The following is a 25,249-nucleotide window of genomic DNA, read 5'->3' on the forward strand; positions in this document are numbered from 1 at the left end:
GCTCGCGCTGCAAGCACTTGACAAGCTCGTCATTGGAGAAGGTGCGCTCAGCCATCCATCTCCCGGCTGTCCACTGCCGCCTCCGAAAGTGACGCCGGTACCGTGACTTGGACACGCACGCCATGGGCGCGTGCTCGATCGAGCGCGCTGAGCGCAAGCGCCTTCAGACTTTGATCGTTAGTGTTAAGGCACCGGTCCAGTAGTTCGCCTGCAATTTGCGCGACCGTAGCGGCTGCTGGGTCGGGTTGCCATTCGGGCACGATCTCTGGATCGATAGCGACCGAGCCCGAGCCCGCAATGTTCGGCGGCGTAACGCTCACTTCGGCCGTGAAGCGTGGCTCTGGGGCCCAGAGCGTATCGTCGGCGATGACCGTAAGCTCTACGACCTTCTCCCCTGTATGCAACTGGCCAGCTGGAGGCCGCTTCTTGTACATTCTATTGACGTCGCGCCGGTTGAACACCAAGAAGACGGTGTCTTTCACCGTGCCACCTCCACCGAGACTTTTCGGAGTCCGGGCCTTGCACCGTTCGTCAGCCTCCGCCATACCTCGTGGCTAGCGTCGACCCTTGAGCGGGCGCCAAGCCGCGAGGCTGAGAGGCTCTTGCTCATCCGGTCGTTCACCCGCACGGTGAGGGAGCGGCCGCCCAGGGAGAGCACCAGCTTCGTGCCGAGCGGCCACTCGTTACTGGCGACCGTGACGCCGCATTTGTCGTATCGATCGCCGCTTGCCGTCTTACGGCCTTCGTAGCGGTCGCTGTAGACCGACATCGTCCGGATCAGTGGAGGCGCGGGTTTTTCCAAGGCCGCGGCATGAGGCGGAGCCCCTTGCTTGCCTGCAGGAAAACGGGCGATCCCGACCAATATGGCCGCGAGCACCGTCGCGAGCACGACGCCTTTCTCGCTCACGATTCCACCTGCAAGGTCGGGATGACCGATGTGGGATAGGCGCCCCGGATATTGGCGTGGAAATAGGCGCCAGGGGCGTCGGCCATGGCTAGGCGGACAAACTCGACAGGAGGGCAGTCCGAGTATCCGTAGACCGCGCCCGAGTGCATCCTCACGTGCATCACCTGGCCGTCAAGGTCGTAACCGACCGACTCGATCGGCACAGACTTCAAGGGCAGCATTCTCACTGCGGGTCCCCTCCGAACACGAGCCGGTAAACGTGGATGTATGGGTCGGGAAGGTGCACGACGCGGGTGTCGCCCCTCGCCATGACGATCGTCTGCCCGTCCTTCGTCTCCTGGAGACGGTCGATCGCGAGCATTTTCAGGCTGACCTGGTTGCCCTTGACGTCCGCGCCCTGCAGGTACCTCACGCCCTCGACGTTTTTCACGCATGCGGTCACGAGGCCCTTATTCGCGCTCACTGGGACACCTCCGGGAATTTGATCTCCACTGTCTCGCTCGGCGGCACGTACTCGATTCCGTCCGGGTCGTCGAACGCCAGGGCGTCCTTGATCTTCGCCAGCTCGCTCTTCGCGACGGCCTTCTTGACCGCCTGGGCCTGGCCGTTCTTTTCGAGCCACTCGCAAGCGGCTGGCTCGTCAGTGACCAGCCAGCGTTCGGGCTGTGTCCGGAAGGAGACCCGTCCGGTCAGGTAGTCGAAGCTCCGAGCCTTCCCTTTCAGCCTCTGCCGCGCGTCGGCAGCGACCATCGGCAGATAAGCAGCAGTCAGCCAGTCGTTGGCCTTGGCGGCCTTCTCCGCGACGCGCTGCGCCTGGGCGGCCAGTGCGGCCGCCTCCAAGTACTCAGGGCTTTGGCGCGCCTCGTCCATCGCGCGCTGGAGGATGTCGTCGCATTGGGCGGCCGCACCCTCTCTGGCTACCGCCGCGGTGCGGAGCCGGGTGCGGACGCGCAGGATCCGTCGAAGCGCGGCCTCTACGCCTTGCTCGTCGAGCTCGGCCGGGGTGCCGTCGGCCTCTCCGACGACCTCCCCGGTCTCCGGGTCGATCCAGAGGCCGTCGTCGGTGAGCACCGGGTCCACGGGCAGCGCAGACTGGAGGTCGCTCAAGGCCTCAGCCAACGAGCACCCCCTGTCCGTTGTGTTCTGCGACGGCTGCCTTGGCGCGGCCGAGCGCTTGCGCGGCGACGTCGGCAACGGTCAGGGCGGCCAAGACTTTGTCAGCCTGGCCAGCGTCCATCTCTGGAAACTCGGCCGGGACAGGCACGACCTCGTCGTGGGACAGTTCCCATACGATCAGATTCAGGTCTTCTCCGGTAAAGCCGAAACCTTCGCAGGTCGCTTTGATCCTTGCCACCTGGGATTCGCTGGCCGGCGATGGTTCGTGCCCCTCTTCCCTTAGCGTCCCTTCGAACGAGCGTCCGACGCTGTCGAGCAACAAGTCGAGGTCGATTGGTGTGGCGACGTGGCGCGCAAGGCGCGCGGCCTCCTCCTTCCAATTCAGGCCCTTTGCCTTGCAGGCCTCCTTGAACTTCGCCAGGTCGGCGGGTTTAAGCTTAAGCGCGTCCCTTAGCCAGGTCGCGCCGGGATGGTCAGTCGTGTTTCGGCCCGAAGGCGTCGAAGGCGGCGGCGCACTCGTCGCAGTCGCAGTCGTAGTCGTGACTGGCGAGCTTTGCGAGCCATTCGCCGACGGTTCTTGGTGGTCGCGGGGCTTTCCCGAGAGGTCTTCCAGCGCCTCGATGTAGGCGGCCAGCCCAGCCTGACCGCGATGCCCCGAGTTCCAGGCGGCGACCACCGTCTCGTTGAACTTATGCCCCTTGGCACGGCACAGCTCGCTGAGCCGTTGCACCGACGCCTGCTCTACGTTGAAGGCCTTCAGCGCCAGCAGCGGGTCGGACAGGTTCTCGTCCGGCTCTCCTCCGGCTTCGGCCCAGCCCCTCAGCTTTGCCGCGAGGTCAGCGCCAGGTCGCTTCTCCACGAACCCGGTGAACGCCTTTGCCCGAGTCTTGTCCATCACGAAGTTGTTCTCCTGGTCCATCGAGGCGGTGAAGTCGAACTCGTATTCGATTCCGTCCTTCTGCCTGGGCTGAAGGCCGACCTTGCGGGGCACCTTCTTGCCGTTCACGTCCTCCATGACCCACTCGGTCTTCACGCGCATGGTCACGATCACATGGCCGGGGAACTTGAGGATCTCGTCGACCATCTTGTTGTGCATGGGTGTGACCTCTTTCCAGGCGGCGAAGGAATTGCCGCTCTTAGAGCGCTGCGCAGCCTTGTCGACCTCCTCAAGGGCACCCTCCCAGGCGTGGCTCAGGGAGTCGATGACCACGCACTTGAACCCCATCGTCGCCGCCTGCTGAAGCGCGGCGGTGTACGTCTCGGGGCTGAAGTTGGGCAGGTCGTCAATGACGTGGATCCGGCCGTCGTAGTTGAGCTCCTCTGCGTACAGGCCAGCCGTTTTGCGCTCAGTATCGATGACGAGGATGTCTTCGTCGACCAAGCCGCGCGCGAGGGCAAGGCTGGTGTAAGTCTTGCCGCAGCCGGTCGGGCCAAAGATGGCCATTCTGATCTTCTTCCGGCTTTTGCTCAGCTTTTTGATTTGGAACGCCATTACGCTGCGCCCCCTTCGTTGAGCCGGTAATAGGCGACTCCGTCCACCGTGCGCACTTGGACAATCTTCCCGTCCCTCCGCAACCTTGCGAGTGAGCGGCCGGCGAGCGGGGGCCCGATCCCCAAGAGCGCGGCGATGTCCCTGGCCGTGAAAACCGCCGAGGCCGTTTCCGCTCGCTCGACGACGGCGGCGTCTAGGGCTTTCCAGTAGAGGCGGCTCAAGAGACCCTCCAAGAGACCGTCAGGAAGTCGCGGTCGCACGACGTCGAAACGTCGCTGCCAGCGACGGCGACATAACGGGCGATACTCTGCTGAGCCAGGCTCAGGGCCTCGGCCGCGGCCTCAGGGCCCCACCCCGGGGCAAGCCGCACGCTTACACGCCGTTCCGTCGAGGCGCCGTCTTTGGCGGGGACGCTGGCCGCTTCGACCGTGTAGCCCTGGGGCGAACGGGAGGCAGACGCGCCGTGTGGCGCCAACGAGGTCACGCAGAAAGTGAGGCAGTCGTGCAGGTCACGGAGGAGCTCGGCGACGACCGCGTGGACGACGACCGGCATTACCGGCCCCCCTCCGGGCCGGCGAGCCGCAGCACGGCGATCCCAGCCTGTCGCATCGAGGGGTAAGCCTTGCCGTCAGGCTTGCCGTCCTTCACTTCGGTAACGACCCAGCGATGGCTCCCCGTCCATGTGACCATGCCGATCACCCTCCGGCGAAGGATGACGATCCAGTCCACTTCGGTGCGCTTGGCCATCGTGAACGCCGGACCTGCGTAAAAGCTCTTCTTTAGGGCGCTCACGCGGCCCTCCCGTACTTGTCCGACCGGGCGGAGTGGAGGCGGAGCGTCCGTTCTTTGGCACTGGCAGAGCGGCTTCGGTCTCGGGCGCCGGGGGCGCCGGGGAAAGGAGGCCGTCCGCCGTTTACGACGACGACCAGGACGGGCCTGTCGGTGTTGTCTTTCATTTTTCAGTCCTGTGCCACTCGCTTTAGCGGCGGCACACGGACATTATTGTCACAAATGACAATGCGTTTGACAATGCTGACAACTAAACCAGCGATAATACTGGGGCGCTTGTCCTTAAAGCCCTGCTACAAGACTGGCCCTTATGAGGGCTTTTCGGCTAGTCGTCCTATCGTTGCTCTGCGCGACGGTCGGTGCCGCACCGCTTGCGGAGACGGTCTACATCACGCGGACCGGGGACTGTTACCACCGTTCAGGCTGTTCGTTCCTTAAGAAAAGCAAGATCGCGATCGAGCGCTCGGAAGCGGTCAAGAGCGGGTATAGGGCCTGTAAGAGATGCGCCCCTTAGGTCTCAGCCTCCTACTCCTTTGCGTTTGTGGTTGTTCAGGGCCGGACGTCGATGCCCGCTACGGCTCGGAGCCGGCCCGCACGGAGCCGTCCAAGACCGAAGAGGCGGCGAAACGGGGTCGCATAGCGGTGTTAGCCGCCCTCAATGCTAAAGGCGTCCAATTCGTCGGTCACGAGCGCATCGACGTGGTCGAAGGGCGATGGGAAGTTAGGGGGAACCTTGAGCTCGCAGGGCGGTCAAGTCCTTGGCGGGTCTTGTTGGACAGCGACGGCAGCGGTCGCCCGAACAACCCTACCCATGTCTCGGTGCCAGAGTTCGACGTCAGCGTAACGGTCGGCAAGCGTTAATAAAAGTGCTCCGGACGCAGGCCCTCTGCTAGGAGCCATGTCTTCTCCAGGCCTTCCACCCGCCTCACTACAGCCACGAGGCGTGCTATGACTCCCCATCCCTCGCCGTCGGCCGGTGAATCATAGCTTGGGTTGATCGGCTTAAGGACAGGACGGTTGCTCTGCGCGTCCCAGACGAGCTGTTTTACGGTCGGCCCGTGGTCGGCGCGCCTTTGGGCGAGGACGATCTTGTTGTAGCTAGGGTTAAGGTCGGCGTGCCAAATCGCGAGGTCATTGGGCAAAAGCGCCGGGGCGCAGCTGTCCCCGACAATCCTCGTGACGAACCGTTTCGGATGCTCATAGCGGACGTCTAGCTCGATGAAGTCGACAGCCTCGAGCGGGTCGCCCCACTCGCCTGAGGCTGGCACATCGCCAGCATACGGCATGCGGACAAGTGGAAACCCGACCGGGATCATTGGCGGCCCTACCTCTGAGCGCTCGAGCCTGACCTGTTCAGACCCCGATTGGAGCAGGCGCCTTTCCAGTCCGTCTGGCACAGGCGCATAGCCCGTCTCATAGTTGGCATAGGCCGACCTGGTCACGCCAGCGATGGCGGCGGCTTCCGCCTGGGTCAGCCGGAGCCGCTTGCGCACAACCCTCAGTCTTTCACCGTCCTCTCGGGCCACAGCGAAAAACTTATCCCAGGCCGGGGCCAATGTTATTGACATATTTGGCAATCTCGGGTAATTTACTTGACAGCTATGTCAAACGATGCGAGCGGCCCATACAGTCGTGAGGAGAGACGACGGCAAGCCCAGGAGTTAAGCAGCCTCGGGGTGCCGAAGACCAAGATCGCCAAGCGGCTTGGAGTGTCGCGTGAGACGATCCGCCAAGACCTACGGCAAGTCCACACCGACCTGGGTGACGTCGACGATCGCGAGGCCGACCGGATCTCGCGGGAAGGGGCGGCGTGAAGAAGAAGGTGGCGGCAGCGCCCGCTTGGGCCGCTTCCGCGGAAGTCGCGCGAGTGGCCAGGCCGCTCATCTTGTCGCACCACCAAGACTTGGCGCACGCCCGGATCCTCTACGCACTGTGCGACAGGCAAGAAACGGTGAGGGGCGCTACCGCTTGGGCGACCGCCTCCAAACTATCTGGATTCCAAGCCTGGCTTGCATGCCGTGCGTTCTTTAGTGTCGGCCTCGTGCCACCGGAAATGTCTGAATCGCCCGGCGACGTCTTCGTGATGCGAGTGTTCCGCGACTTTTGGAACCAGGCGGACGAGAGGCTGCGTGAGGCGGTCGTCGACCACGAACTTTGCCACTTCGAACTAACGGTCGATGACGAAGGTGAGGAAAGGTACTGGATCAAGCCTCACGACGTCGAGGAGTTTGCGGCTGTGCTGGGTCGCCACGGCGACTATCGCGGAGAAGCGTCGCTGCTCATGTCGTATGTCTCGTCCTACGAGAGGCGAACCGGCCAGACCAAGATCGATATCGAAGAGCAGGCCGTCGCGCCCGGGCAACTGCCCCCCCCCGAATACTTCAGGCCCATGGGTGGTGGGGTGCACCGATGAGACCTTGTACCCAGCTTTTGGAGCTTTCCACAGCTTTTGTCAGCTTCATAAGGTTCGAAGGTGTAGAAAACTCTTGGGCGCCGTCCAACGGCGTCCGAGTAGAACGGCAGAGCGCCCCCGGGGAGACTCGAACTCCCAGTCCCCTGGCTTCGAATCCCGGGCCCGATCCATCGGCGGGGGCGTTCTGCCTGACAAACCTTGAAGGGCTGGGGCGAGCATCGAACCAGGGTTGTGGCGCGTCTGCTCACGTGAGCCCCGCTCCACCGACGACCCGTCTAAAGTCGGTGCCTACCGTCGCCCTACGACGGTTTTTCGAGCCCCACGCGTTTCGCCTCGCGTCGGGGCTCTTTGCTACCGGACGGGTCCGAAGGCTGTATGGTCGCAAGTGTTTTAGCACTCGCGCATTGAGATTGCCAACCGTTTTCCACAAGCTGTTGTGGAAAACGGCGGGTCAGGGGGCTAAATGTCGTTAGCCACGCCGGCCGAGTACTTTCCGGCCATCGCCGCCGTCGCCCTTCTCCTAGTCTTCTGGGGTGTAGACCGGCTCTCACACTACCGCCCGTCGCCGAGGGAAGAGGCCGAGCACCGGTCGAAGGAACGATGAAGAGCCTGATTCAAGCCGCCATGCCTCCGCGAGTCGTCCCAGCCACAGGCAGGGGGGCCGCGCTTTGACCAATGCCGAGAGGGTCCTCGTGTCCGTTCACGCCGGAAAGACCCTTTTCGACGCGATCCTTGCCTTGCCCCCCGACTCCAGGGAGCCCGTGAAGAGGGAGCTAGCCCGCCGCAGGCTGGCAGTGGGCTACAGGCTGACCAGGCTCGGCAAGGAAGAGGCCGGTCGACTGGCAGGAGCCCGTGACCGATGATGCGCCTCGTCAGAGACATGCCGACTAGGGGGCAGAAGAGCCTTCCACCGGCAGTCCGCTATACAAAGAAGCTTGGCCTGGTGTTCAACACTGCTGCCTTGCGGCTCCTCGGGTCTACGCCGGGCCAGGGCGTGGCCGTCACGGTCTATGCCGACCCGGAGACGCGCCAGATAGGTTTGCTCGCGGGGAAGGAAGGGCAGAGCGTGGTCAGCAAGAACGGGATGTCAAAAGGGATCACGCGGCTGGCTCTGGCGCTTTGCCCTGAGTTGCCGGATAAAACGCTCATCACGGTGTCGGTCGACTGCCCGGCGACCGAGGACGGTCGGAAGCTTACGTGCGTGTTGAACCTGCCGCGGAGGAAGCAGTGAACCAGTGCGCTTTCTATGTACTCGGGTATGTCGCCGTAGCGTTCAACCTCTTCGCCTGGGTCTGCACCGTCCTCGGTGTGCTCGAAGCGGATTGTCCGCTGGATACCCCCTCAAGGGTCGTCTTCCCGATTTTCGTGACGTGCTCGCTAGTTTGGGCCGTGATGGTCGTCGCGGCGGTGCGCTTTGACTGACCTCTTTGCGCCCGTAGGGGAGCGGCAGGCGGTCACCCTCCGCCCTTACCAGGACGCGACGGTAGAGGCGGTGGAACGCTTTCGTGACGGTGGTGGACAAAGGGCTTTGGCAGTCCTTGCGACCGGGTTGGGCAAGACGACGGTCTTTTCGGAGCTCGCCCGCAGGGAAGAGGGCCTGGGCGGCAAGACGCTCGTGCTGGCCCACCGCGAGGAACTGATCGGCCAGGCGGTCGAGCGCCTTCGGAGCCAGGCCGGGCTCGACGCCTGGGCGGACATCGGCTCGGACCACGCTCCCCGTGGCGCGAGCACGGTGGTGGCGAGCGTCGCCGGGGTCGGCCGCAAGGGCTCGGCAAGGCTTGACTGGTTCCGGCCGACGAAGGTCGTCGTGGACGAGGCGCACCACGCCGCGGCCGACACATACATGCACGCGCTGCGGAGGTTCGGTTGCTTCGAGGACGGTGGCGCGTTCCTGCTCGGCGTGACGGCGACCCCGCACCGGATGGACAACCGGCCCCTCCATGGCACCGAGTCGGCGATCTTTGAAGAGGTCGTGGCCAGCTACGACATCGTCTGGGCGGTCAAAGAGGGCTGGCTCTGTGACGTGAAGGCTTTCAGGGTCGCCGCCGGATACTCGCTCGACGGTGTCAAAAAGACGGGCGGCGACTTTAACGTCCGCCAACTCGCTGAGCTAGTCGACACAGACGGGGAAAACCTTGAGGCGTTCAAGCACTGGCGAGAGCTTGCGAGCGATAGGCGCACTATCGTTTTCTGCACGACGGTCGACCACGCCAGGCGCATGGCGAACGTCTTCCAGGCGTACGACGTCCGCGCGGAGTTTGTGCACGGTGGCATGGCGAAAGAGGAACGCTCCGCGGTCATGGCCCGCTTTAAGTCTGGCAAGACTCAGGTCCTTACCAACTGCGAGGTCGCGACCGAGGGGTTCGACTGCCCGGAAATCGGTTGCGTCCTCTTGTTACGCCCGACAATGAGCTGGGCCCTCTTCGTGCAGATGGTCGGGCGTGGGCTCCGCACTGCACAAGGCAAGTCGGACTGCATCGTCATCGACGTCCTCGGCACGAGCGACGGCAAGAGCCTCGCGAGCGTGCCCGACGTGTTCGGGATCCCGAAAGGCTACTCGGGAGAAGGCGAGTCGATGAAGCAGACCGTCATGGCGCTCGACGGCCTGCCAGACTTTGTGAAGGCTCGCCTTGCCCTGCGTAAGTTTGACCTGAACAGCCTGCCGGGGATCGTCCAGAAGATCGATATCCTCAGCGAGCTCAGGCCGCCCGAAGAGGTGACCCGCAACTCGCGGCTCGCTTGGATGCCGGTTGGCGACGGTCGGTTCGTCCTGTCAGCGGGAGCGTCGCGCGACGGCAAGGAGACGAAGCGGCAGGCCTCGCTGGCGTCTGACACCCTCGGTCGGTGGATGGTGGCCGTCTCGAGCGCCGAGCGACCGGTAAAGACCGTGCACGTCGGTGACGACGAGGCCTCGGCATTCAGGGCTGCCGACCGGATCGTTGAGGAGACCTGGCCCGGTGTCGGCGCGCTGGTCCGTCATGACGCGGCGTGGCGCTCGCGGACGACTAAGAGCGAGAAGCAGCTCTACTGGCTCCGCAAGTTCGGCCTTGCCGAGGAGGAGATCTCTGCGATGACTGCCGGCGAGGTGAACGCTTTCCTCGAGCGGAAGTTCTCTGACCGCAGGAGGGCTTCATGAAAAAGCCCGTCCCAAGAGAGCGGCAAGTCCAGGAATCGATCGTCGAGGCTCTGCAGCTAGCCGGGTTCGACGTTAAGCACACGTCGGCATGGAGGCAGAAAGGCGCCAGCGGAGTCTCCAAGGGAATCCCCGACCTCCTCGTCTGGCACCCGCGCTGCGAGATGATGTGTTTCGGGATCGAGGTCAAGCGTCCTGGCGGGTGCCTCTCTCCTGAGCAGCGCGAAGCTGTGGAGAAGGGGCGCTACCGAGTTGCGACGGGGCCTGTAGAGGCCCTTGAGGCCGCCCTCGCCTTCTCATCAAAGACGCGGCTTCGAGAAGCGGAGTCAAAGTGCCGCAAGCTCATCACGGCATTACGGGGAGGGACGGATGGCTGAAGTAACATTTGGCGGTGCCGAACGACAATCCGGGCCAATACGCACCCTCGGCTTCGCTGATGGAGGAAGCATCTTCCTGGAAGGAAGACGAAGTGATCACTGTCACACTCTCTCCAACCGCTGCCAGGTTGATTCTGGGAATGATCGAGGACAGCGACGAGAACCTGTTCGACTCGACCGAGGCCCGCGCGGTCCGCTGGATGTTCCAGCAGATCGTCGAGGACTATCCCGCTCCACCAGCGTAGGCGAGGAGGTGCCGCGTGGCTAAGCGCGGGGTCTTTGAACATCCAAAGACTGTGCGGCTCGCGCGAGCGATCGAGGCACCGCCATGGGCCGCACTAGGGTTGTTGGAGGCTTTCTGGCACTGGGTGGCCAAGTACCGCAAACACGGGGCTGTAAGCGCGTCGGACTTCGACGATTGTGCCTACGTCCTGCGCTTCGAGAAGGGCGGCGAGGCGCTGCTTACGGCTCTCTCGGCATCTGGCTGGCTAGACCACTGCGGCGACGGTCGGTACTTCGTCCACGATTGGCACGAGCACGCCGACGAGGCGGTCAAGAAGTCGCTCGCGAACGCAGGCGAAACGTTCGCGAACGGATCTGAACCGTTCTCGAAAAGAAAGGGGGTGGCTCGTGAACATTCGCGATCGGGCCGCGATGAGCCTCGCCAAGTTCTCGACGATGTCGAGACGCGTCGCGAACCATCAAGCTTAAATCGCGACAGCGTCGAGAAAATTCGAGAAGATTCTCGAACGGATCGAGAAAGTTATCGCCTGCCAGAGCCAGAGCCAGAGCCAGAGCCAGAGCCAGAGCCAGGAAACCCTTCGGGCGTGCGCGGGCTCGTGCGCGAGGAGCCGCCCTGGTGGCTGGGGCTCGATCCATGTGACCAGGTCCGTCAGGTTGCGGAGGCCGTGGCGACGATCCAGCACGGTGGCCGACCGTGGTACCCGCCGCCAGACCGTGGCCGTTGCGAGTCACTGGTAGCCTGGGCGATTGCGACGTTCGGGACCGACGGTTGGGACGAGCTGTGGCCCTCTCTCGTCGAGGCGTTCGCCGAATTCCATCTCGGCAAGCGAAAGCGGCCGTACCAAGACCCCGTCCGGGCCCTTCGCGACTGGCTAGGCAGGCGGGAGCCGGACTGGCGCAGGCTCAGGAGGCAGCGCGAGATCGACGCTGAGCGGGCTGCCCGTTCGAGCCCGAAGCCTGGGCTCGTGAACCAGGTGCAAGAGGCGCTCGGCTATCTCCGGGAGGCAGCGTCGTGATCACGGCCAAGGACGTGCTGGAGCAGCTCACTCGCCTCAGGTTGGCCGGATTGTCCGACTACGGACGTTGGCCCAAAGAGCCCCGAGAGCTGGCCGCGATGGCGAGCGTCTACGCCGAGGCCCTTGCCGACCTCGGGGTAGAGGACCAGTCGCACCTCGTCGCAGCGGTCCGCAAGCTCTGCGCGACCGGAGGCGACTTTCCGTCCGCGGCCGAACTGGGCCGGGCTTGCCTTCGTGCAGAGGAGGATTCTACGGTGCTCGTTTGGCGCGAGGTCGAACCCGGCACGCTCGCATTCAAGCGGGTTGCCAAGGATGGGGCGGTAGCTTTGCCGGCGGTGGTCGCGTGAGCGCGCTGAAGACTTGTCCTGACGGGACCGCGCAACTCCAAGCCGATCCCGGGCTAAAGGTTCCGCCTGATGTTTGGGTGGTCATGACCGACGGCACGCGCCATGCGTTCACCGGCCAGGTCGAACCCCGTCGCCTTGGGCTGGCCGTGTTCACGACCGAAGAGGCAGGAGGGCTCTACTGTCGAATTGCCGGGTTCGACGGCTTTCGCCCGGTCGTCGTCACTTCGAGCGAAGCGATCGCGTTGGCGAAGGCCAAGGGCGTTTTGGACGTGGCGACCTGTGACCGTTATCCGGAGGTCTGGTGGTGGTGAACGGGTTTTCCGAAGAGCGCCTGAAGGCGTTGGCAGAGGCCGCCCAGCTTGGCGACCGTAACGCGGAGGCGGCTTTCGTCCAAGCGTTTTGGGACGTGTGCCTGCACGAGGCGCGCGACTTCCGTATCCCGGGCGTGGACCTTGAGGACGCCCATGCGATCGCGCTCCACGCCTGTGTCCTCGCCGCTCGCACCTACACCCCGGGAAGGGGCTCAAAAGTGGAGTCGTACACCAAGATTTTGGTGAGGCGAGCTTTTTGTGACGAGGCCAGGCGCCAAGCGACTGTTTCGCGCTCAGCCTCGCGCGACGCCCTGTCCCTTGACCGGGACGACGGCGACGGGCCGCTTGGCGACCGGGTCGGCTGTAACGACCCCGGGATCGCCCGTTTGCCGTCCGCTTCGCACTGGTCTGCCACGGCCGGCGCCCAGTCCGACCGCTTGCGCAGGCTCGTGGCCCAAGGCGACGCGTCGACGGTCGAGCAGGTGCTCGGCTGGTGGCTCGTCAAAGAGATCCGCGCGGGACGAGCGCGGAGCAAAGACTTCGCCGCCTTCGTCCGTTGGTCCTCGGCGAGACAGGCCTCCCTTTTCGACCCGGGAGAGGTCGGCTTGCCAGAGTGGCAAGACAGCCTTGTGGCTGGGTTCCTTGCCTGGACTGACTCACTGGCTGAAGCGTTCGCAAGCGGCGAGCGGCCGCGGTCGGTAACCGCCGGGGTGCCAAAGCCCGTGCTTGTGGCCGTAAAGACGCTACTGGCCGAGCGCCTTTTAGACCAGCCCGCGTAATTGGGCGGGCATGGCCGATATGGCGTCACTGGTGCCAGCACCAAATCGGAAATGGATCAACTCGGGCCTGTCGCCCTGCAAACCGTCCACTTTGCGCGAGTTGCTGGGTAATCCGCGAAACGGTTATTCCCAAGAGTGCAGAGAACCGACAAATCCGCGAATCGCCAATCGGATTGTGACTGCGACCTTGATAGAGTCGTCCGAGCGTGCCAAGTTCAGAGGGTTGCGAGTCCGTGGCCTTGACGTCGCGGTTGAATCGCTACGGGGTGTCTTCGCGATGATCCGCGAGAACGAAAGGGACGCATTCGAGCAAATCCAGACGGCGGGGATGCTTTGTTGCCGCTACGTGCGGGGATCTAGCCGGGCGCTTTCTAACCATTCATGGGGGACTGCGATCGACCTGACCTTCAATGGTGCGGACGTTGACAGGATGGGTGACGAGCGTTGCCAGGTGGGCCTACTGATGGTCTACAAATACTTCCATGCGGCGGGCTGGTACTGGGGGAGAGGGTTTAGCCGTGAAGATTCCATGCATTTCGAGCTTGCCGACGAGACTGTCCGGAGGCTTCTTGCGTGAGCGAGTCCACCGAGGCCCAACTGGCTGAACGGCTCGAGCGTATCGAGAAGTGGAGCCGGTTCGCCGCGTGGCTGGTCGGCGGGCTGGTCGTCCTGACGGCCTCAGCCGTCTCTTTCGCGCTAGGGTTAAGGTACGACGTCGACCAGCTCAAGGCCGAGAAGCTCGAGGTCCGGACAAAAATCGACTCGCTCGTCGGCAAGCTCGAAAGCCTGAGCACCGACGTCACCGACACCCGTGCCGACGTGAGGTGGATCAGGGAGTCGCTCACGAGTCGGAAGCCGTAATTGGGCGGCATGCTCAGGCACTACCGACTTCCGGTGGCCCTCGTCAAACAACTGGTGGCGGCACTGCTGGCCGTGGTCGCGGTCTTCATCGTCTCGATCGTCAAAGACCCGAAGCTCGCCGAGGCCCTCGTGTCCCTGGCTGGAGTCCTGCTCCCAATCCTTGCCTTCGTCACGTTCGGGGTCGACGCGGCCGGCCTCGCCATTCAGAACGCCCAAGGGCTGAACGATGAGGACACTTTCGTAAAGCACACAGACATCGCGAAGGGCCGCTAAGCGGAGCGAGCCTCGAAAAGCCGAGCAACGCCCGTAATTGGCCCCCGATGCGAAAGCTCTTGACCCTGTCCATGTTCATCGCCGCCATTGCGCTCGCTGTGCCCGGGTGCGACGCCCAGTCGGTCCAGCCGGTGGTCGACGTCTCGTACACGGCGAGCGGGAGGACGTACGTCTCGACCGCCGTCGGCTTTGGCGAGCGACCAATCGGTAAGTCGATCGCTTGGGACTACGGCCTGGTGGCGGCCTTCGACACCGAGACCCGCAAACCGGCCACCGGGCTCGGGGTGTGGGCTGTGTGGCGCGACCCCCGATCGCCCCTGACCGCACGAGTCGGCGTCTATGGCCTTGCCCAAGCGGGCCGTCCGACCGACGTTAGCGTCGGGTTTTCGGTCGGGGCCCGGATCTAAGCCCGGAGATGCGCCGGCCGCTTGCGACGGCCTCCTGTCGGAAGTGCAGGTCGCAGCGCGTCAAGGTCGTCGGCAAGCCGCCGGCGGCCTGCTTTGTCGAATGCGCGGCTTGCGGGGAACGCTACCAGGTGTGCGGGGCCGAGCGGAAAGACGGAAGGCGGTGCCTATCGATCCAGTGTTTCCCGAACGGTCGTTGCCGGATGCACAAGGGAAAGGCCGCGGCTGGCGCGGCGCACCCCAACTTCAAGCATGGCAGGCGGTCGAAGTTCATGCCGGCCCCTTTGGCCGAGATCGTCGAGGAGGCTCTTGCCGACGACACCCTGCTCGGTTTAGAGGAGGACGTCGCGCTCATCGACGGCCTCATCAGCCAAGAGTTGCAGGCGCTGGCTGCGGAGACCCCCGCCGAGATGTGGGCCAAAGCGATCCTCGTGTTCCGGGCGCTAGCGCCAGACAGCGAGACCAAGGAGACTGTGAAGGTGGACAAGGGGCGGCTTACGGCACTGGGGGAAATGCTCTCGAACGGTTTTGGAGAGCGTTCGCGTCGGGCGGAGCTTGTGGCCTTGGCCGAGTCGCGCGCAAAGATCGCGGCAGCGGAGCACAGGCGCCGCCAGTTCCTTGCCGCCCACGTCGACGCTGCCACCCTCAGGGTGTTCCTGGCCCAGCTTCAGGCGGACATCATGGAGGTGGTGCGAGATCCTGAGCAGCGGCGCGAGATCGGTCGGCGGATTGCTGCGAGACTCGGCGCTGTCCCTGGCGGAGACGCTCATGGGCGACAGATCGATCGAGGCCCAGGGCTGCCTGGCTGAACCTGGCGAGAGCTTCTTCGACTACTGCAAGCGCTCGCGCCCCCACTTCTTGTGGCACCGGCCTGCTTTAATGATGATCAGGGCCTTGCAGGCCGTGGCCGACGGCGAGACCAAGAACCTGATCATCAACGTGCCGCCTCGGGTCGGAAAGACCGAGATCGTTAGCAGGCTCTTCCCGGCCTACTTCCTTAGCCGCTATCCCGCCCTTGACGTCGGCATTGCAAGCTACGGCGCCGAGCTTGCACACGACATCAGCAAAGAGGCGAGGGACCTCTACCTCGATGGCGGAGGCACGGTCGACCCGAGCATGCGCTCGAAGCGCCGGTGGATGACGCTCGGCGGAGGTTCCTGCTGGGCGGCCGGTGCCGGCGGCGCCATACGCGGGCGCGGGTACCACGTCGGGATCTGCGACGATCCCCACAAAGATTGGGAAGAGGTCGCGTCCGATGCGAAACGGAGCAAGGTCGAGCGTTGGTGGCCCAACACGTGGGAGAACCGGCGGCAGCTTTACACAGCGTTCAAGCCAGCCCAGGTGGTGGTCATGCAGAGGTTGGCGGTCAACGATCTGACTGGCTTCCTGATGGCGAAGCCCGACGCGGCAAAGTGGACCGTCTTGGCCCTTGACGTCGTGCGAGCTTCGGAACCCTTCCCGGTTCCGGAAGGCGTGCGAGTCGTCACTGACGATCGGAGGCCGGGCGAGGTGATCGACCCGCGCCTCTTCAGCGAGGAGCGCATCAAGGAACTCATGCTCGACGAGGACGACTGGCTCGCACAGTTCCAGCAGCGGCCGCGTCCGGCAGGCGGAGCCGTATTCCGTGAGGAGTGGTTCTTCAAGCGGTGTTCGATCAACCTTGTCCCCCCGATGCTCCGCCGGGTCATGGGCGTAGACCTCGCTCTCACCGAGAACACGCAGAGCGACTACACGTGCGGGATCCCGATCGGGTTCGGCGCGGACGGACTTTACTACCTCTTCCCGCCGTTTTGGGAGCGGCTAGAGGCTCCGGACACCGAGGACGGGATCGCCCGGCACGCGCGCAAGACGCGGTGTTCGGTCATTGCGGTCGAAGCCGTGGCCTACCAGCTCTCTTTCGTGCAGAGGATGCGGCGCCGGCCTGACCTCATGGGTGTGTCCATCGTTCCCGTCCAGGCCGACAGGGACAAGCTCGCGAGGGCCAAGGGTTGGTCGCCGATGGCCGCGGCCGGGCGGTTTGTGATCGTCGAGGACGGCTCAGACTGGTCGGCACGGGCGATCAGGCAGTTGGTCGACTTCCCGAGGGGCAAAAAAGACTTGGTCGACTCTATCGGCATCGGGCTCTCCGGTCTTGCCTCGCTGGCCAGTGGTGACGAGGGCGCGGTGTTCGGATAAAAGAAAGGGGATACGGACAGTCCGTAGTTGGCGCCGATGCCGCCCACGCCTGACCAGCTGGCCGATGAATTTGTGACCGGGGGCTCGCCAGACTTTGTGATGGCGGCCTATGCAGCCGTTCGAGCGGTCTCGCCCCGTTACATCGACGACGTGACGACGGGGCAGTTACCGAGCGACGTTTACGAGCGGATGCTGCGGGAGACGTCTGTGGCCAGCGCGTACGACACCTACAAGCTCGCCACGCTCAGCGGAGGGTACCGGGTCGCCCCGGCGGTGGCTATGCCCCCGGCAGCGCGGAGGGCCGATCGCCCTGAAGAGGTGGCTGCAGCAGACCGGGCGGAGGAACTCGCACAATTCGTGCGCCGGTCGGTCGAGGCGTCTATCCCGACGTTCCGAGAATCGCTCAAAGCGCTTCTCGACGGTGCGGCTTTTGGCAGCAAGGTGCTCGAGGTCGTCCTGAAGCCTGGCGAGGGCGAGGACGCCGGCCGATGGGTGCTCGACGGTTTGCGGCCGAAATCGGCTGGCCGGCTCGCTTACGTGCTCGACGACAAAGACCGGTTGCTCGGCGTGTTGCCGGTGAACACCGGAACGTCAGCGACGATCGGAATGACATTTGCGAGCGAGGCGGAGGTCACGGAAATGCTGCCGCCCGAGAAGTTCGTCATCTATTCGCGCGACCCGCGGGACGGCGACCCGCGAGGACGGTCGGTGCTTCGCCCGGCCTACACGCCGTGGTTCATGCTCACGCAGGTCGTGCCGGAGTTCTTCAAATATCTCGGGAAGTTCAGCAGTCCACAGGTGATCGGGAAGTGCAGCCCGAACGAAAACGGCGAGGTCCCTCAGTACGACGCTGACGGGACGCCGATGACCGACTCCTCGGGAGCCCCTAAAATGACCTCGGCCCAGCGACGTCTGCTGGGCCAGCTGCTCGGCTGGAAGAACGCGTGGGCCCTTGCCGTGCCGGCCGGCACCGAGGTCGAAATGCTCGAAGCCAAGAGCAACGGCGAGGCCTTTCGTCATGCCCTCGATTATTTCAAGCGCGAGATCCACGAGGCGATCCTGGGAACGGCACAGGCCACAACCGAAGCGAAGCACGAGAGTCGCTCCAGCAAGGACATCGGCCAAGACATCTTGGGGCTGCGCGTCTCAGACCAGCGACAAGCGATCGAAGAGGTCGTCGGCGGGTTCTTCCGCTTGCTGGTCGAGTTGAATTTCGGGCCTGACGACGCAAAGCTCGCGCCATACCTTAGCCTCGGCTCTGTCGAGCAGCAGGACAAGTGGAAGGGGCTACAGGCTGTGGCGGACGCGTACGCGAAGGGGTACGTGCACGATTCCCAACTCCCAGAGCTTGACGCGGAGCTCGGCCTCCCCGAGCGCGACATGGAAGCTATCGCCGCGGATAAGGCCGAGCGCGCGTTACGAGAGCAGGCACAGGCTGAGGAGGCCAGGCGGCTATTCACGCCTGCGGGATGAATAGCGTCTCAAACGTTTGAAACATTCCTCCTTTGGGAGCCGTTGCGGGCCCCGATAATAGAGACGTAGAAAGCTGTCGCGATAGAGCACTAGTAGTAGGACTACGACCCAAATCTCTGTTGTCACACTAAGCTTTTACCATGGGTCCTTACATCGCAGAAAACTTCTGCGGCTAGAGATTTTATTTAATAGGCCGTCCTAGAAATTCGCTGGTTCGGCCTGCGGCGTAGTGGGTCGTCCGTGGCCTGGCCTAAAGTGCTGTTCGGCGTCCCCAAGCGAGACCCGGGGGCGAGCGACGTCTATGCCGTCGCGGCCAGGCACCGTCAGCGCTTGCTCGAGGGCGAGGCAAAGGCGGTGCGCGAAATCCAGCGCGCCTACCGGATCGCCGAACGCGGGATGCGCCGGCGGCTCGCAGAAGTCCAGGCACAGGTCGAGCGGGCTACGGCAAACGGCGAATTGGTCAGTCGTGCCTGGCTCGAGCGACAGGAGCGCTGGGCAGCGTTGCTGGCCGCGGTAAACCGTGAGTCGGCCCGTTTTGCCGGAAAGGCGCTGGGCACGGCGACACGGCGCCAGCGCGAGTCGGCGCTGGCCGGGCGGGCCGACTCCGAGGAGCTCGTCCGGGCAACTTCGGTGCGTTCGTCGTTCCGCTCGTTGCCCAAAGCCGCGTTTGAGGACCTGGTCGGCAGCTTTAGCGACGGATCCCCGCTGACGGGCCTGTTCGAAGACGTGGCCAGTGGGGCCGCAAAGGTCGCGCAGGAGGTTTGGTTCGACGGGCTCGCCGCCGGCGAGAACCCGCGCAAGATCGGCAGGCGCCTCAATGAACGGCTGGGCCAGGCGCTGCAAGGCCGTGGCGTATTGATCGCCCGGACCGAGTCGATCCGGGTCTACACAACCGCGCAGCAGCGGAACTACTCCGCCAACAAGGACGTTGTCGAAGCCTCGATCATCGTTTCCGCGTTGGACGCCCGCACCTGCCCGATGTGCGTGGCTCAGCACGGGCAGGTGCTCCAGCACGGCGAGTCGTTCCACCGGCACCCGGGGTGCAGGTGCACGCTCCGTCCGAAGGTCAAGTATTTCGAGACGAAGGTCGAGACCGGGGAAGAGTGGCTCCGCAGGCAGCCCGCCGATGTGGCCCGGGAAAAGCTAGGCAAAGCCAGGTACGAGTTGTGGAGGGACGGCCGGATCGGCCTTTCCGACATCTACGTCGAGACCATGCACCCAAAGTGGGGGCCGGGTCTGCGCATGCGGCCGATCGACAGCGTGCTTGATCGCGCGGGTAAACCCGGCTGAACCCGCTTGCCTCTAACCGAAGGTTCACGCTCATACACGAGTACGGCCATTACCTTGACGAGGGCATCGCCTCGCAGACCGACCGCGGGAGCGTCACTTCCCGTGCCTTAGAGGGCGATGGGCCGGCCCAAAGGTTTTTCGAGGCGGCCCTGGACTCCGACGAGATGTCCATTTGCGCCTACATCGCCCAAACGGGCCGACTGCCAATCCCAGGGGAGCCAGAGGCTGACGAAAACGCGGTCGAGTGGGCCAGGTACCTCCTTCTCCCCCAAGAAATGTGGGCTAGGGCTTACGCGCAGTACATTGCCGCTAAGTCGCGCGACAAGGCAGCGATGGAGGGCGTCCGAACCTCTTTGGAGGGGCATCCCCTCCAGGCGCTGGCACAATGGAGCGACTTTGACCGTATTGGAGAGGCGGTCGAGGAGGTTTTAGAGTCATGGAAGTTCCGAAAAAAGTGAAGCGGCGCATGAAGGGGTTAAATCCCCAAGACTTCGTGGCACCTAAGTTCAAGCCTGACCTGCTCGTCTCCGGCCCGGACGGCCCAAAGCCGTTGAAAGTAGACCCGCTGGCGTTCATCGAGAAGGTCAAGAAGCCCAAGGGTTAGGCGTAGTTGGGCCGGCGATGGCCCAAAAACTGAGCCTTGACGACGTGCGGCAGCTGGTGCGGGCCGCTATCCTCTCGACACTTCCGCCGGACACGCCGGCCTACGTCTACGACCTCTACGACGACGCGGCGGTTTACGGCATCGACCAGCCGAACGGCACCGTGCGGCACTATCGCGTGCCTTACGAGATCGATGACGACGGGAAGGTGACCCTTGGCCAGTCGGAAGAGGTGCGGCAGGTGCGGACTTGGGAGACGATCAAGTACACCAAGTTTACGGCCGGGCACATCGAGGAGCTGGCGGACGGCTCGATCGAGGTCACCGCGAAGTTGTTCACGATCGGTGACTATCCGGACAAAGGGTTTGGCATCAACGAGGCCGAGGCCGACGAGGCCGTCACAGAGATTGACGCGCTCCCGGCGCCGGTGATCGTCGAGCACATGCGCAGCGTCTTTACCCATGCCGACCCGTTCAACGTCGGCAAGCTTGCCAAGGTTTGGCGTGAAGGACTCGACCTGTTCGGCAAGATTCGGTTCAGCGGCTGGGTCAAGGACGCGCTTAAAGGGCAGGCGCCCAAGCTCTCGCTAGGTTGGAGCCAGCATCCCAAGCGCATCGTCGAGGTCTCGCTGGTCCTCGATCCCAGGGTCGAGGACGCGGGCCTGCTCGCCGCCTTCTCCTCAAAGCCGGCACGTATTGGGGGCGCGATGAAGAACTTCTGGGCGGGCCTGAAAGGGCTCCTAAACCAGACGCCGGACGAAGAGCTGGCGCAGTTCGGCGCAGCCGCGCCGGGCTCGCCCGCCCATTCGAGCGGCGTCTCCGCCGAACAGGTCGGCGAGATCGTCACTCAAAAACTGGCGGAGTTCAAGGCCAGTCTTGGCGCTGCCGCGCCCCAGGCTGCCACAGACGGGCAGCTCGACGCGGCGGTGGCCACTTTCACCGCCGAGATCAAGGCAGGGGGCCGCGTCCCGCCCGCCGCGGTCGAGGCCTTTTCTGCGCAGTACCGCCAGGCGCTGCTCGACGATAACGGCGGCACCGTGGTCTTTTCTGCCGGGCGACCCGCGGAGGGCCTGCGGGCGGCTGCCCTTCGCCAGACCATCGCCGGCCTGCCTAAGGTCGGCTGGACCGAGGAGTTGGTGAACGGCAAGCTGGTCGTCATGGGTGCCGAGACAAAGCTTGACGAAGACGGCGTCCTGCCGGTCTCGGTGAGCGCCGAAAAGGTCTTTGGCAAGGGAGGCAAGGCGTAATGCCAGGTTTCGGCCCTACGGACATCGGAAAGACCGGTCGCGGCCTGACCTGCATCGCCGACCCGAGCACCGGCCGGCGGAAGGTCGGGGGCTTGACGATCGACTGGAGCACTGTCCCCACGATCGGCATCAATGAAGTGCAGACTGTGACTGTCACCGGCTCACCGACCGGCGGCACGTTCCAGTTGGGTTTCGGCGGCCAGACCACGTCTAACCTGAACCACAACGCTGACGCGGCGACGATCGAGGCGGCGCTCGAGGCGCTCAGCACGATCGGCAACGGTAACGCCAGGGTCTCTGGCACCGGGCCGTTCACGGTCGAGTTCGTCGAGGGCCTCCGCAACAGCGACGTGGCGTTGATGACCCTCGCCGCGAACAACCTGACGGGCGGTTCCACGCCGAGCGTCACGATCGTCGAGACGACGAAGGGCCGCGCGGAAGCGGATTTGACCCTGACGGACGGCACGGTGGTCAAAGCCGGCGACAAGTTCCTCGAGTACGGCACGGTCTTGGTGGAGATCACGGCCAGCGGGAAGTACGGCCCCTACGACGCTAACGCGAGCGACGGGCGGCAGACGGTGGCCAGCAAGCGTGGCAAAGTGTGGATCAAGGGCCAGACGCTCGTAAAGAGCGAGCTCGGTAGCGACCACACCGGAGACGTCTACGACGAGGGCATCTTCTTCAAGGCGCGGGTCAAGGTCGGTGGCACGGGGCAGCCCACGGAGGCCAACCTCCTCTCCGCCCTGCCGGGAGTGACCTGGACCTCGTAAGAGGGGAGCTAAGACAATGGCATACACCCTCTCCGAGCTCCTGTCGGTAAACCGGATCAGCCGGATCATCGACGACGTCTACGACCGGCGCGGCGCCCAGCTGCCCGCCGCGGCCCAACGCGTCCTGAACGTCGACGCAGACGAGGACGAGATCACGGCCAAGGTCACCGGCCTGATCGTCGCGGCCGACATCATCGCCGACGACGGGAAGGCACGCGTCCGAGGGACCGAGCCTCTCCGCCTTACCCAGACGAAGGTGCCGAACCTCAAGATCGGCATGAACTTCAGCCAGGGCAAACTGAACCTGCTTAACCGTCTGCAAAGCCAGTCTTTGCCGGGCGACCTGCAGAGCTTCGACTCTTACATGATGCGCTCGCTACGGGCGATCTTGGACGGCGTCGAGGCCCGGCGCGCGGCGCTGGTCTGCGCGATGATGTCGGACGTCGGCACCTACAATGCCTTCGGGATCCAGTTCACTAACATGAGCTGGGGCATGCCGGCGAACTTGAAGACGACCCTCGCGGGCAACCGCCGCTGGATCGCGGGCAACGAGGCCACGGCGCTTCCAGTCACGGACATCCGCGAGATGCGCGACACTGCCATCCAGCAGTACGGGATTCGGTACGACCGCGTGACCATGAGCGCCGCGAAGTTGCAGTTCATGGCCTCGACTACGGAGTTCCGAAACCTCGCAGCGGTCGTGCGCCAGCTCGACCTGCCGGTCGGGTTCAACTTCAACACGCTTGAGCTGGGGCCGCTCCGCCAGGTGGTCGGCGCGGTGCTCGACATCGATATCGAGGTCGAGGACGCTGTCTACTTCGTCGAGAACGAGGACGGGACGCAGACATCGAGCCGCTACTTCAACGCGGCGGACGTAATCCTGAGCGTGAAGGCGTTCGATGGGAACACGTCGGTCTGGGACTTCGCGAACGCGGTGGTGACCGAGTCGATCGTCGGGAACAAGGCCAACGTCGCACTGGTCGGCGGGGGGTTTGCCTCGCCAGTCCGGGGCCCGGTCGGCTACGGCACCGGCTCTCCCGACCTTAACCCGCCGAACATCACCCTTTGGGGTGTGCAGCGCGGCTTCCCGCGGAAGCACATGGAGACCGCGACCGCCCGCATCAGCACCGAATAAAAACGCGGCTTACGCCGCTACTACAGGGCCGCCTTCGGGCGGCCCCTTCCTTCGTACTTGGCCGAGTGTGGAAAACACTGAAGACGGGTTTGCAGGGTTTGTCGCAGAGCTCGACCAGATCCTTTGTGGCCCTCCGGACGACGCCGGCACCGTCCTTGAAGCGGCTAGGACGCTCGTCTACGGGGACAGGCAACGGGCTTATGGCAAAGCGCGCGAGAACCACGAGAGGATCGCGAAGGTCTGGGAGGCCGTGCTCGGCGTTCCGATCAGCGCAGAGCAGGTGGTCGCTTGTATGGCCGGGCTGAAGCTCGCCAGGATTGCGGGAAACCTGGACCACCGAGACTCTTGGGTCGACCTCGCCGGATATGCCGCAGTCTGGGACAAAATCAAGCGGGGGGAGTAAGTGGCCGCCCCAAAGTACACCGACCACGAAGACGCGCTGATCATCGCGCACGCTGAGTCCTGCAAGTACGACGAGCGGAGGCAGGCGTGGTTGATGGCCCAGTTGCCGGGCAGGGCCTGGAACGGTGTCTTGAAGCGGGCAAAGCTCCTATCGCAGCATGTGCCCGGCCCACCCCCAGAGGCGCATGAGCCGACCCCGGCCCAAGTGGTGGCGAGGGCTGCGAACCCCTCGAGCGATCCCGGCGAGCTGATCCGGCGGAACGTCGAGCTTGAGGCAGAAGTGGCGATGCTGCGCCAGCAACTGGCCTGGTCGCAAAGGGCCGCTCCCGAACAGCGCACCGGCGGTGTCCTGACCGTAAGGGCCAGCGACCACCACCACGCCGACCTCAAGCACCTAATTCGCAGCTGTGCCCAGGCCCATGCCAAGGTCAGGCCGCTCGTCAGCATGTAATGAAGCGGCTAGGACGCTCGTCTACGGGGACAGGCAACGGGCTTATGGCAAAGCGCGCGAGAACCACGAGAGGATCGCGAAGGTCTGGGAGGCCGTGCTCGGCGTTCCGATCGTGTGCCTGACAGAGTGGTCTTCGGTCATGCAGGAGCGGGGCGAGCTCGCGGCGGAATCGGAGTCTGGGGTCGTCATGGGCGGCCGCTGGTGACGTAATGGGCCAGCGATGCCACACGACAAGAACGGCAACCTTCTACAGGCCGGCGACCACGTTGTGCTCCACTGCACCGTGAAGAGCGTAAGCCCTGACGCAGACCCCCGTTTCTGCAACGCGACCCTTGAGACAGTCGAGCACATGAAGGGGAACGGCCCTGAGCGCGGAAAGACCACGCTTTCCTTGAGTGCCGACATGTGCGAGAAGGTGCCGGACGACGACCTTGCAGCGGAACTGCGACCCATGGAGCCGGCGGCGGTGATCGAGAGCCTGATGGGGCAACTCCGCCAAGGAGGCGAGCGTGGCCCTAATCGCGAGGCGTCGCTCGCCATCACGAAGCTCGAGGAGGCTCTCCTCTGGCTGAAGCGCGAAAAGGAGAAGGCTGACTGTGCCTAAGGATCCGCAAGCGGTCGCGGCAATTGAGCGAGGCGATTCCGTCCGTCTCGACGATGGTCGGCTAGTCTTCACCGTCGCCGAACTCCCTGACGTCGAAGGAGGCAAGCCCTTCACCCTTGGGGGCACCGAGAGCTTGGAACTCCTGGCCACAGAGTGCGGCTGGAAAGACGGTGCCGGCGTTAACCCGGCCCAGTTCATCGTAAATCGGATCGTCGACCTGAAAGCGGCGAACACGCGGCTGGAGGACTATTCGCGAGCCGTTGTAAGCGCGGTCGAAGGCGCTGCCAGAGACCTTGGCTGGGACGGTGTTACCGACGACACGGCCATTGACTGGCTGAAGGCCCAGATCCTTGAGCTTCGCGCCACAGTGGTCGAACTCAGTGTCCCGACCAGCGCGACTGGCGTAAACGATGCCTTTGCGCATGGGGCCGAGCGGGGTTGGAAGATTGAGCCGTCGGCTCGGGTCGTCGAAGGCTCCATCGAGGTTAAAGTCGGCGACGAATGGCTTCCGGCGGCGAAGGCGACGAAGCGCCAGCTGGAGGACGCTGCCGATACCCTCAATGTGAACCTGGATCCCTCGGCCCAGACCAAGGACCAGATGGTGAAGGCCTTGTCGGAGGCGCTCGGCCGAGGCTAAGAC

The 25,249-nt window shown here is 64.2% G+C and carries 41 protein-coding genes and 1 tRNA gene; 30 read left to right on the plus strand and 12 right to left on the minus strand.

Going from position 1 to position 25,249, the window contains the following annotated elements:
* Positions 1-47: 47 nt before the first annotated feature.
* From KF733_03885 to KF733_03930, 10 genes are read right to left on the minus strand one after another with little or no spacing between them, the layout of a single operon-like run.
* Positions 48-545: a hypothetical protein gene (locus KF733_03885; protein QYK56626.1), complete on the minus strand. Its 498-nt coding sequence runs from the start codon at positions 543-545 to the stop codon at positions 48-50.
* Positions 479-907, minus strand: coding sequence for a hypothetical protein (locus tag KF733_03890; protein ID QYK56627.1), 429 nt, complete (start codon positions 905-907; stop codon positions 479-481). The genes KF733_03885 and KF733_03890 overlap by 67 nt, the downstream gene beginning before the upstream one ends.
* The gene (locus KF733_03895; GenBank protein ID QYK56628.1) at positions 904-1,119 is read right to left on the minus strand and encodes a KTSC domain-containing protein; all 216 of its coding nucleotides are present in this window, start codon (positions 1,117-1,119) and stop codon (positions 904-906) included. Before KF733_03895 ends, KF733_03890 begins: the two co-directional genes overlap by 4 nt.
* Before the next feature lie 11 nt (positions 1,120-1,130).
* The gene (locus tag KF733_03900) at positions 1,131-1,370 is read right to left on the minus strand and encodes a hypothetical protein (GenBank protein ID QYK56629.1); all 240 of its coding nucleotides are present in this window, start codon (positions 1,368-1,370) and stop codon (positions 1,131-1,133) included.
* Complete coding sequence (locus KF733_03905) at positions 1,367-2,014, minus strand: host-nuclease inhibitor Gam family protein (GenBank protein QYK56630.1); 648 nt, start codon at positions 2,012-2,014, stop codon at positions 1,367-1,369. The genes KF733_03900 and KF733_03905 overlap by 4 nt, the downstream gene beginning before the upstream one ends.
* 4 nt (positions 2,015-2,018) lie before the next feature.
* A complete protein-coding gene (locus KF733_03910; GenBank protein ID QYK56631.1) occupies positions 2,019-3,467 on the minus strand; it encodes an AAA family ATPase in 1,449 nt (482 codons plus the stop codon).
* A gap of 47 nt (positions 3,468-3,514) precedes the next feature.
* Positions 3,515-3,736, minus strand: a complete 222-nt coding sequence (locus KF733_03915; protein QYK56632.1) for a type IV toxin-antitoxin system AbiEi family antitoxin domain-containing protein — start codon at positions 3,734-3,736, stop codon at positions 3,515-3,517.
* Positions 3,733-4,068, minus strand: a complete 336-nt coding sequence (locus tag KF733_03920) for a hypothetical protein (protein QYK56633.1) — start codon at positions 4,066-4,068, stop codon at positions 3,733-3,735. The genes KF733_03915 and KF733_03920 overlap by 4 nt, the downstream gene beginning before the upstream one ends.
* Positions 4,068-4,307, minus strand: a complete 240-nt coding sequence (locus KF733_03925; GenBank protein ID QYK56634.1) for a hypothetical protein — start codon at positions 4,305-4,307, stop codon at positions 4,068-4,070. The genes KF733_03920 and KF733_03925 overlap by 1 nt, the downstream gene beginning before the upstream one ends.
* Entirely contained in the window at positions 4,304-4,471 is a 168-nt protein-coding gene (locus KF733_03930) for a hypothetical protein (GenBank protein QYK56635.1), read from the minus strand. The genes KF733_03925 and KF733_03930 overlap by 4 nt, the downstream gene beginning before the upstream one ends.
* 334 nt (positions 4,472-4,805) lie before the next feature.
* Between KF733_03930 and KF733_03935 the strand changes: the two genes are divergently transcribed.
* Positions 4,806-5,165: a hypothetical protein gene (locus KF733_03935; protein QYK56636.1), complete on the plus strand. Its 360-nt coding sequence runs from the start codon at positions 4,806-4,808 to the stop codon at positions 5,163-5,165.
* On the opposite strand, the gene KF733_03940 is transcribed toward KF733_03935, so the two are convergent.
* Positions 5,162-5,797, minus strand: a complete 636-nt coding sequence (locus tag KF733_03940) for a LexA family transcriptional regulator (GenBank protein QYK56637.1) — start codon at positions 5,795-5,797, stop codon at positions 5,162-5,164. The two genes, KF733_03935 and KF733_03940, sit on opposite strands and share 4 nt — an antisense overlap.
* Before the next feature lie 108 nt (positions 5,798-5,905).
* Here KF733_03940 and KF733_03945 point away from each other — a divergent pair, with 108 nt between their 5' ends.
* Together KF733_03945 and KF733_03950 are read left to right on the plus strand one after the other, a co-directional pair.
* Positions 5,906-6,118 carry an HTH domain-containing protein gene (locus tag KF733_03945; GenBank protein ID QYK56638.1) on the plus strand — a complete coding sequence of 71 codons (213 nt, stop codon included), beginning with the start codon at positions 5,906-5,908 and terminating at the stop codon, positions 6,116-6,118.
* Entirely contained in the window at positions 6,115-6,717 is a 603-nt protein-coding gene (locus KF733_03950; protein QYK56639.1) for a hypothetical protein, read from the plus strand. Before KF733_03945 ends, KF733_03950 begins: the two co-directional genes overlap by 4 nt.
* A gap of 112 nt (positions 6,718-6,829) precedes the next feature.
* Here KF733_03950 and KF733_03955 read toward each other — a convergent pair.
* Positions 6,830-6,898, minus strand: a tRNA-Arg gene (locus KF733_03955).
* Positions 6,899-7,597: 699 nt separating this feature from the next.
* On the opposite strand from KF733_03955, the gene KF733_03960 reads away from it, so the two are divergent.
* The 27 genes from KF733_03960 to KF733_04090 all read left to right on the plus strand — a co-directional run bounded on the left by KF733_03960 (position 7,598) and on the right by KF733_04090 (position 25,246).
* The gene (locus tag KF733_03960) at positions 7,598-7,948 is read left to right on the plus strand and encodes a hypothetical protein (protein QYK56640.1); all 351 of its coding nucleotides are present in this window, start codon (positions 7,598-7,600) and stop codon (positions 7,946-7,948) included.
* Positions 7,945-8,139 carry a hypothetical protein gene (locus KF733_03965; GenBank protein QYK56641.1) on the plus strand — a complete coding sequence of 65 codons (195 nt, stop codon included), beginning with the start codon at positions 7,945-7,947 and terminating at the stop codon, positions 8,137-8,139. The genes KF733_03960 and KF733_03965 overlap by 4 nt, the downstream gene beginning before the upstream one ends.
* Complete coding sequence (locus KF733_03970; protein ID QYK56642.1) at positions 8,132-9,853, plus strand: DEAD/DEAH box helicase; 1,722 nt, start codon at positions 8,132-8,134, stop codon at positions 9,851-9,853. Before KF733_03965 ends, KF733_03970 begins: the two co-directional genes overlap by 8 nt.
* Positions 9,850-10,227: a VRR-NUC domain-containing protein gene (locus KF733_03975; GenBank protein QYK56643.1), complete on the plus strand. Its 378-nt coding sequence runs from the start codon at positions 9,850-9,852 to the stop codon at positions 10,225-10,227. Before KF733_03970 ends, KF733_03975 begins: the two co-directional genes overlap by 4 nt.
* 14 nt (positions 10,228-10,241) lie before the next feature.
* Positions 10,242-10,472: a hypothetical protein gene (locus KF733_03980; GenBank protein ID QYK56644.1), complete on the plus strand. Its 231-nt coding sequence runs from the start codon at positions 10,242-10,244 to the stop codon at positions 10,470-10,472.
* A 15-nt stretch (positions 10,473-10,487) separates the two neighbouring features.
* Positions 10,488-11,486 carry a hypothetical protein gene (locus KF733_03985; GenBank protein ID QYK56645.1) on the plus strand — a complete coding sequence of 333 codons (999 nt, stop codon included), beginning with the start codon at positions 10,488-10,490 and terminating at the stop codon, positions 11,484-11,486.
* On the plus strand, positions 11,483-11,833 hold the full coding sequence (locus KF733_03990; protein ID QYK56646.1) for a hypothetical protein: 351 nt from the start codon (positions 11,483-11,485) through the stop codon (positions 11,831-11,833). The genes KF733_03985 and KF733_03990 overlap by 4 nt, the downstream gene beginning before the upstream one ends.
* Positions 11,830-12,144, plus strand: a complete 315-nt coding sequence (locus tag KF733_03995) for a hypothetical protein (protein QYK56647.1) — start codon at positions 11,830-11,832, stop codon at positions 12,142-12,144. Before KF733_03990 ends, KF733_03995 begins: the two co-directional genes overlap by 4 nt.
* Positions 12,135-12,923: a hypothetical protein gene (locus KF733_04000; protein QYK56648.1), complete on the plus strand. Its 789-nt coding sequence runs from the start codon at positions 12,135-12,137 to the stop codon at positions 12,921-12,923. The genes KF733_03995 and KF733_04000 overlap by 10 nt, the downstream gene beginning before the upstream one ends.
* A 175-nt stretch (positions 12,924-13,098) precedes the next feature.
* Positions 13,099-13,500, plus strand: a complete 402-nt coding sequence (locus KF733_04005) for a M15 family metallopeptidase (protein ID QYK56649.1) — start codon at positions 13,099-13,101, stop codon at positions 13,498-13,500.
* A complete protein-coding gene (locus KF733_04010) occupies positions 13,497-13,784 on the plus strand; it encodes a hypothetical protein (GenBank protein QYK56650.1) in 288 nt (95 codons plus the stop codon). The genes KF733_04005 and KF733_04010 overlap by 4 nt, the downstream gene beginning before the upstream one ends.
* A gap of 9 nt (positions 13,785-13,793) precedes the next feature.
* Complete coding sequence (locus KF733_04015) at positions 13,794-14,057, plus strand: hypothetical protein (protein ID QYK56651.1); 264 nt, start codon at positions 13,794-13,796, stop codon at positions 14,055-14,057.
* 47 nt (positions 14,058-14,104) lie between these two features.
* On the plus strand, positions 14,105-14,464 hold the full coding sequence (locus tag KF733_04020) for a hypothetical protein (protein QYK56652.1): 360 nt from the start codon (positions 14,105-14,107) through the stop codon (positions 14,462-14,464).
* A gap of 8 nt (positions 14,465-14,472) precedes the next feature.
* Complete coding sequence (locus KF733_04025) at positions 14,473-15,270, plus strand: hypothetical protein (protein ID QYK56653.1); 798 nt, start codon at positions 14,473-14,475, stop codon at positions 15,268-15,270.
* Entirely contained in the window at positions 15,230-16,636 is a 1,407-nt protein-coding gene (locus KF733_04030) for a hypothetical protein (GenBank protein QYK56654.1), read from the plus strand. Before KF733_04025 ends, KF733_04030 begins: the two co-directional genes overlap by 41 nt.
* Before the next feature lie 36 nt (positions 16,637-16,672).
* The gene (locus KF733_04035) at positions 16,673-18,109 is read left to right on the plus strand and encodes a DUF935 family protein (GenBank protein QYK56655.1); all 1,437 of its coding nucleotides are present in this window, start codon (positions 16,673-16,675) and stop codon (positions 18,107-18,109) included.
* Between the two features lie 240 nt (positions 18,110-18,349).
* Positions 18,350-19,399 (plus strand): minor capsid protein, encoded by a 1,050-nt coding sequence (locus KF733_04040; protein ID QYK56656.1) that lies wholly within the window; start codon positions 18,350-18,352, stop codon positions 19,397-19,399.
* A gap of 164 nt (positions 19,400-19,563) precedes the next feature.
* Positions 19,564-19,857: a hypothetical protein gene (locus KF733_04045; protein ID QYK56657.1), complete on the plus strand. Its 294-nt coding sequence runs from the start codon at positions 19,564-19,566 to the stop codon at positions 19,855-19,857.
* A gap of 8 nt (positions 19,858-19,865) precedes the next feature.
* Entirely contained in the window at positions 19,866-20,003 is a 138-nt protein-coding gene (locus tag KF733_04050; protein QYK56658.1) for a hypothetical protein, read from the plus strand.
* Positions 20,004-20,020: 17 nt separating this feature from the next.
* Complete coding sequence (locus KF733_04055; GenBank protein ID QYK56659.1) at positions 20,021-21,247, plus strand: hypothetical protein; 1,227 nt, start codon at positions 20,021-20,023, stop codon at positions 21,245-21,247.
* Positions 21,247-22,017 carry a head decoration protein gene (locus tag KF733_04060; GenBank protein QYK56660.1) on the plus strand — a complete coding sequence of 257 codons (771 nt, stop codon included), beginning with the start codon at positions 21,247-21,249 and terminating at the stop codon, positions 22,015-22,017. The genes KF733_04055 and KF733_04060 overlap by 1 nt, the downstream gene beginning before the upstream one ends.
* Before the next feature lie 16 nt (positions 22,018-22,033).
* Positions 22,034-23,152, plus strand: coding sequence for a major capsid protein (locus tag KF733_04065; GenBank protein ID QYK56661.1), 1,119 nt, complete (start codon positions 22,034-22,036; stop codon positions 23,150-23,152).
* 67 nt (positions 23,153-23,219) lie between these two features.
* A complete protein-coding gene (locus KF733_04070) occupies positions 23,220-23,555 on the plus strand; it encodes a hypothetical protein (GenBank protein QYK56662.1) in 336 nt (111 codons plus the stop codon).
* Positions 23,556-24,005, plus strand: a complete 450-nt coding sequence (locus KF733_04075) for a hypothetical protein (protein ID QYK56663.1) — start codon at positions 23,556-23,558, stop codon at positions 24,003-24,005.
* Positions 23,974-24,210 carry a hypothetical protein gene (locus KF733_04080; protein ID QYK56664.1) on the plus strand — a complete coding sequence of 79 codons (237 nt, stop codon included), beginning with the start codon at positions 23,974-23,976 and terminating at the stop codon, positions 24,208-24,210. Before KF733_04075 ends, KF733_04080 begins: the two co-directional genes overlap by 32 nt.
* A gap of 15 nt (positions 24,211-24,225) precedes the next feature.
* Complete coding sequence (locus KF733_04085) at positions 24,226-24,609, plus strand: hypothetical protein (GenBank protein ID QYK56665.1); 384 nt, start codon at positions 24,226-24,228, stop codon at positions 24,607-24,609.
* Entirely contained in the window at positions 24,602-25,246 is a 645-nt protein-coding gene (locus KF733_04090; GenBank protein ID QYK56666.1) for a hypothetical protein, read from the plus strand. The genes KF733_04085 and KF733_04090 overlap by 8 nt, the downstream gene beginning before the upstream one ends.
* Positions 25,247-25,249 lie beyond the last annotated feature (3 nt).

The sequence above is a fragment of the Fimbriimonadaceae bacterium genome (assembly GCA_019454125.1).
Lineage (GTDB): Bacteria > Armatimonadota > Fimbriimonadia > Fimbriimonadales > Fimbriimonadaceae > JALHNM01.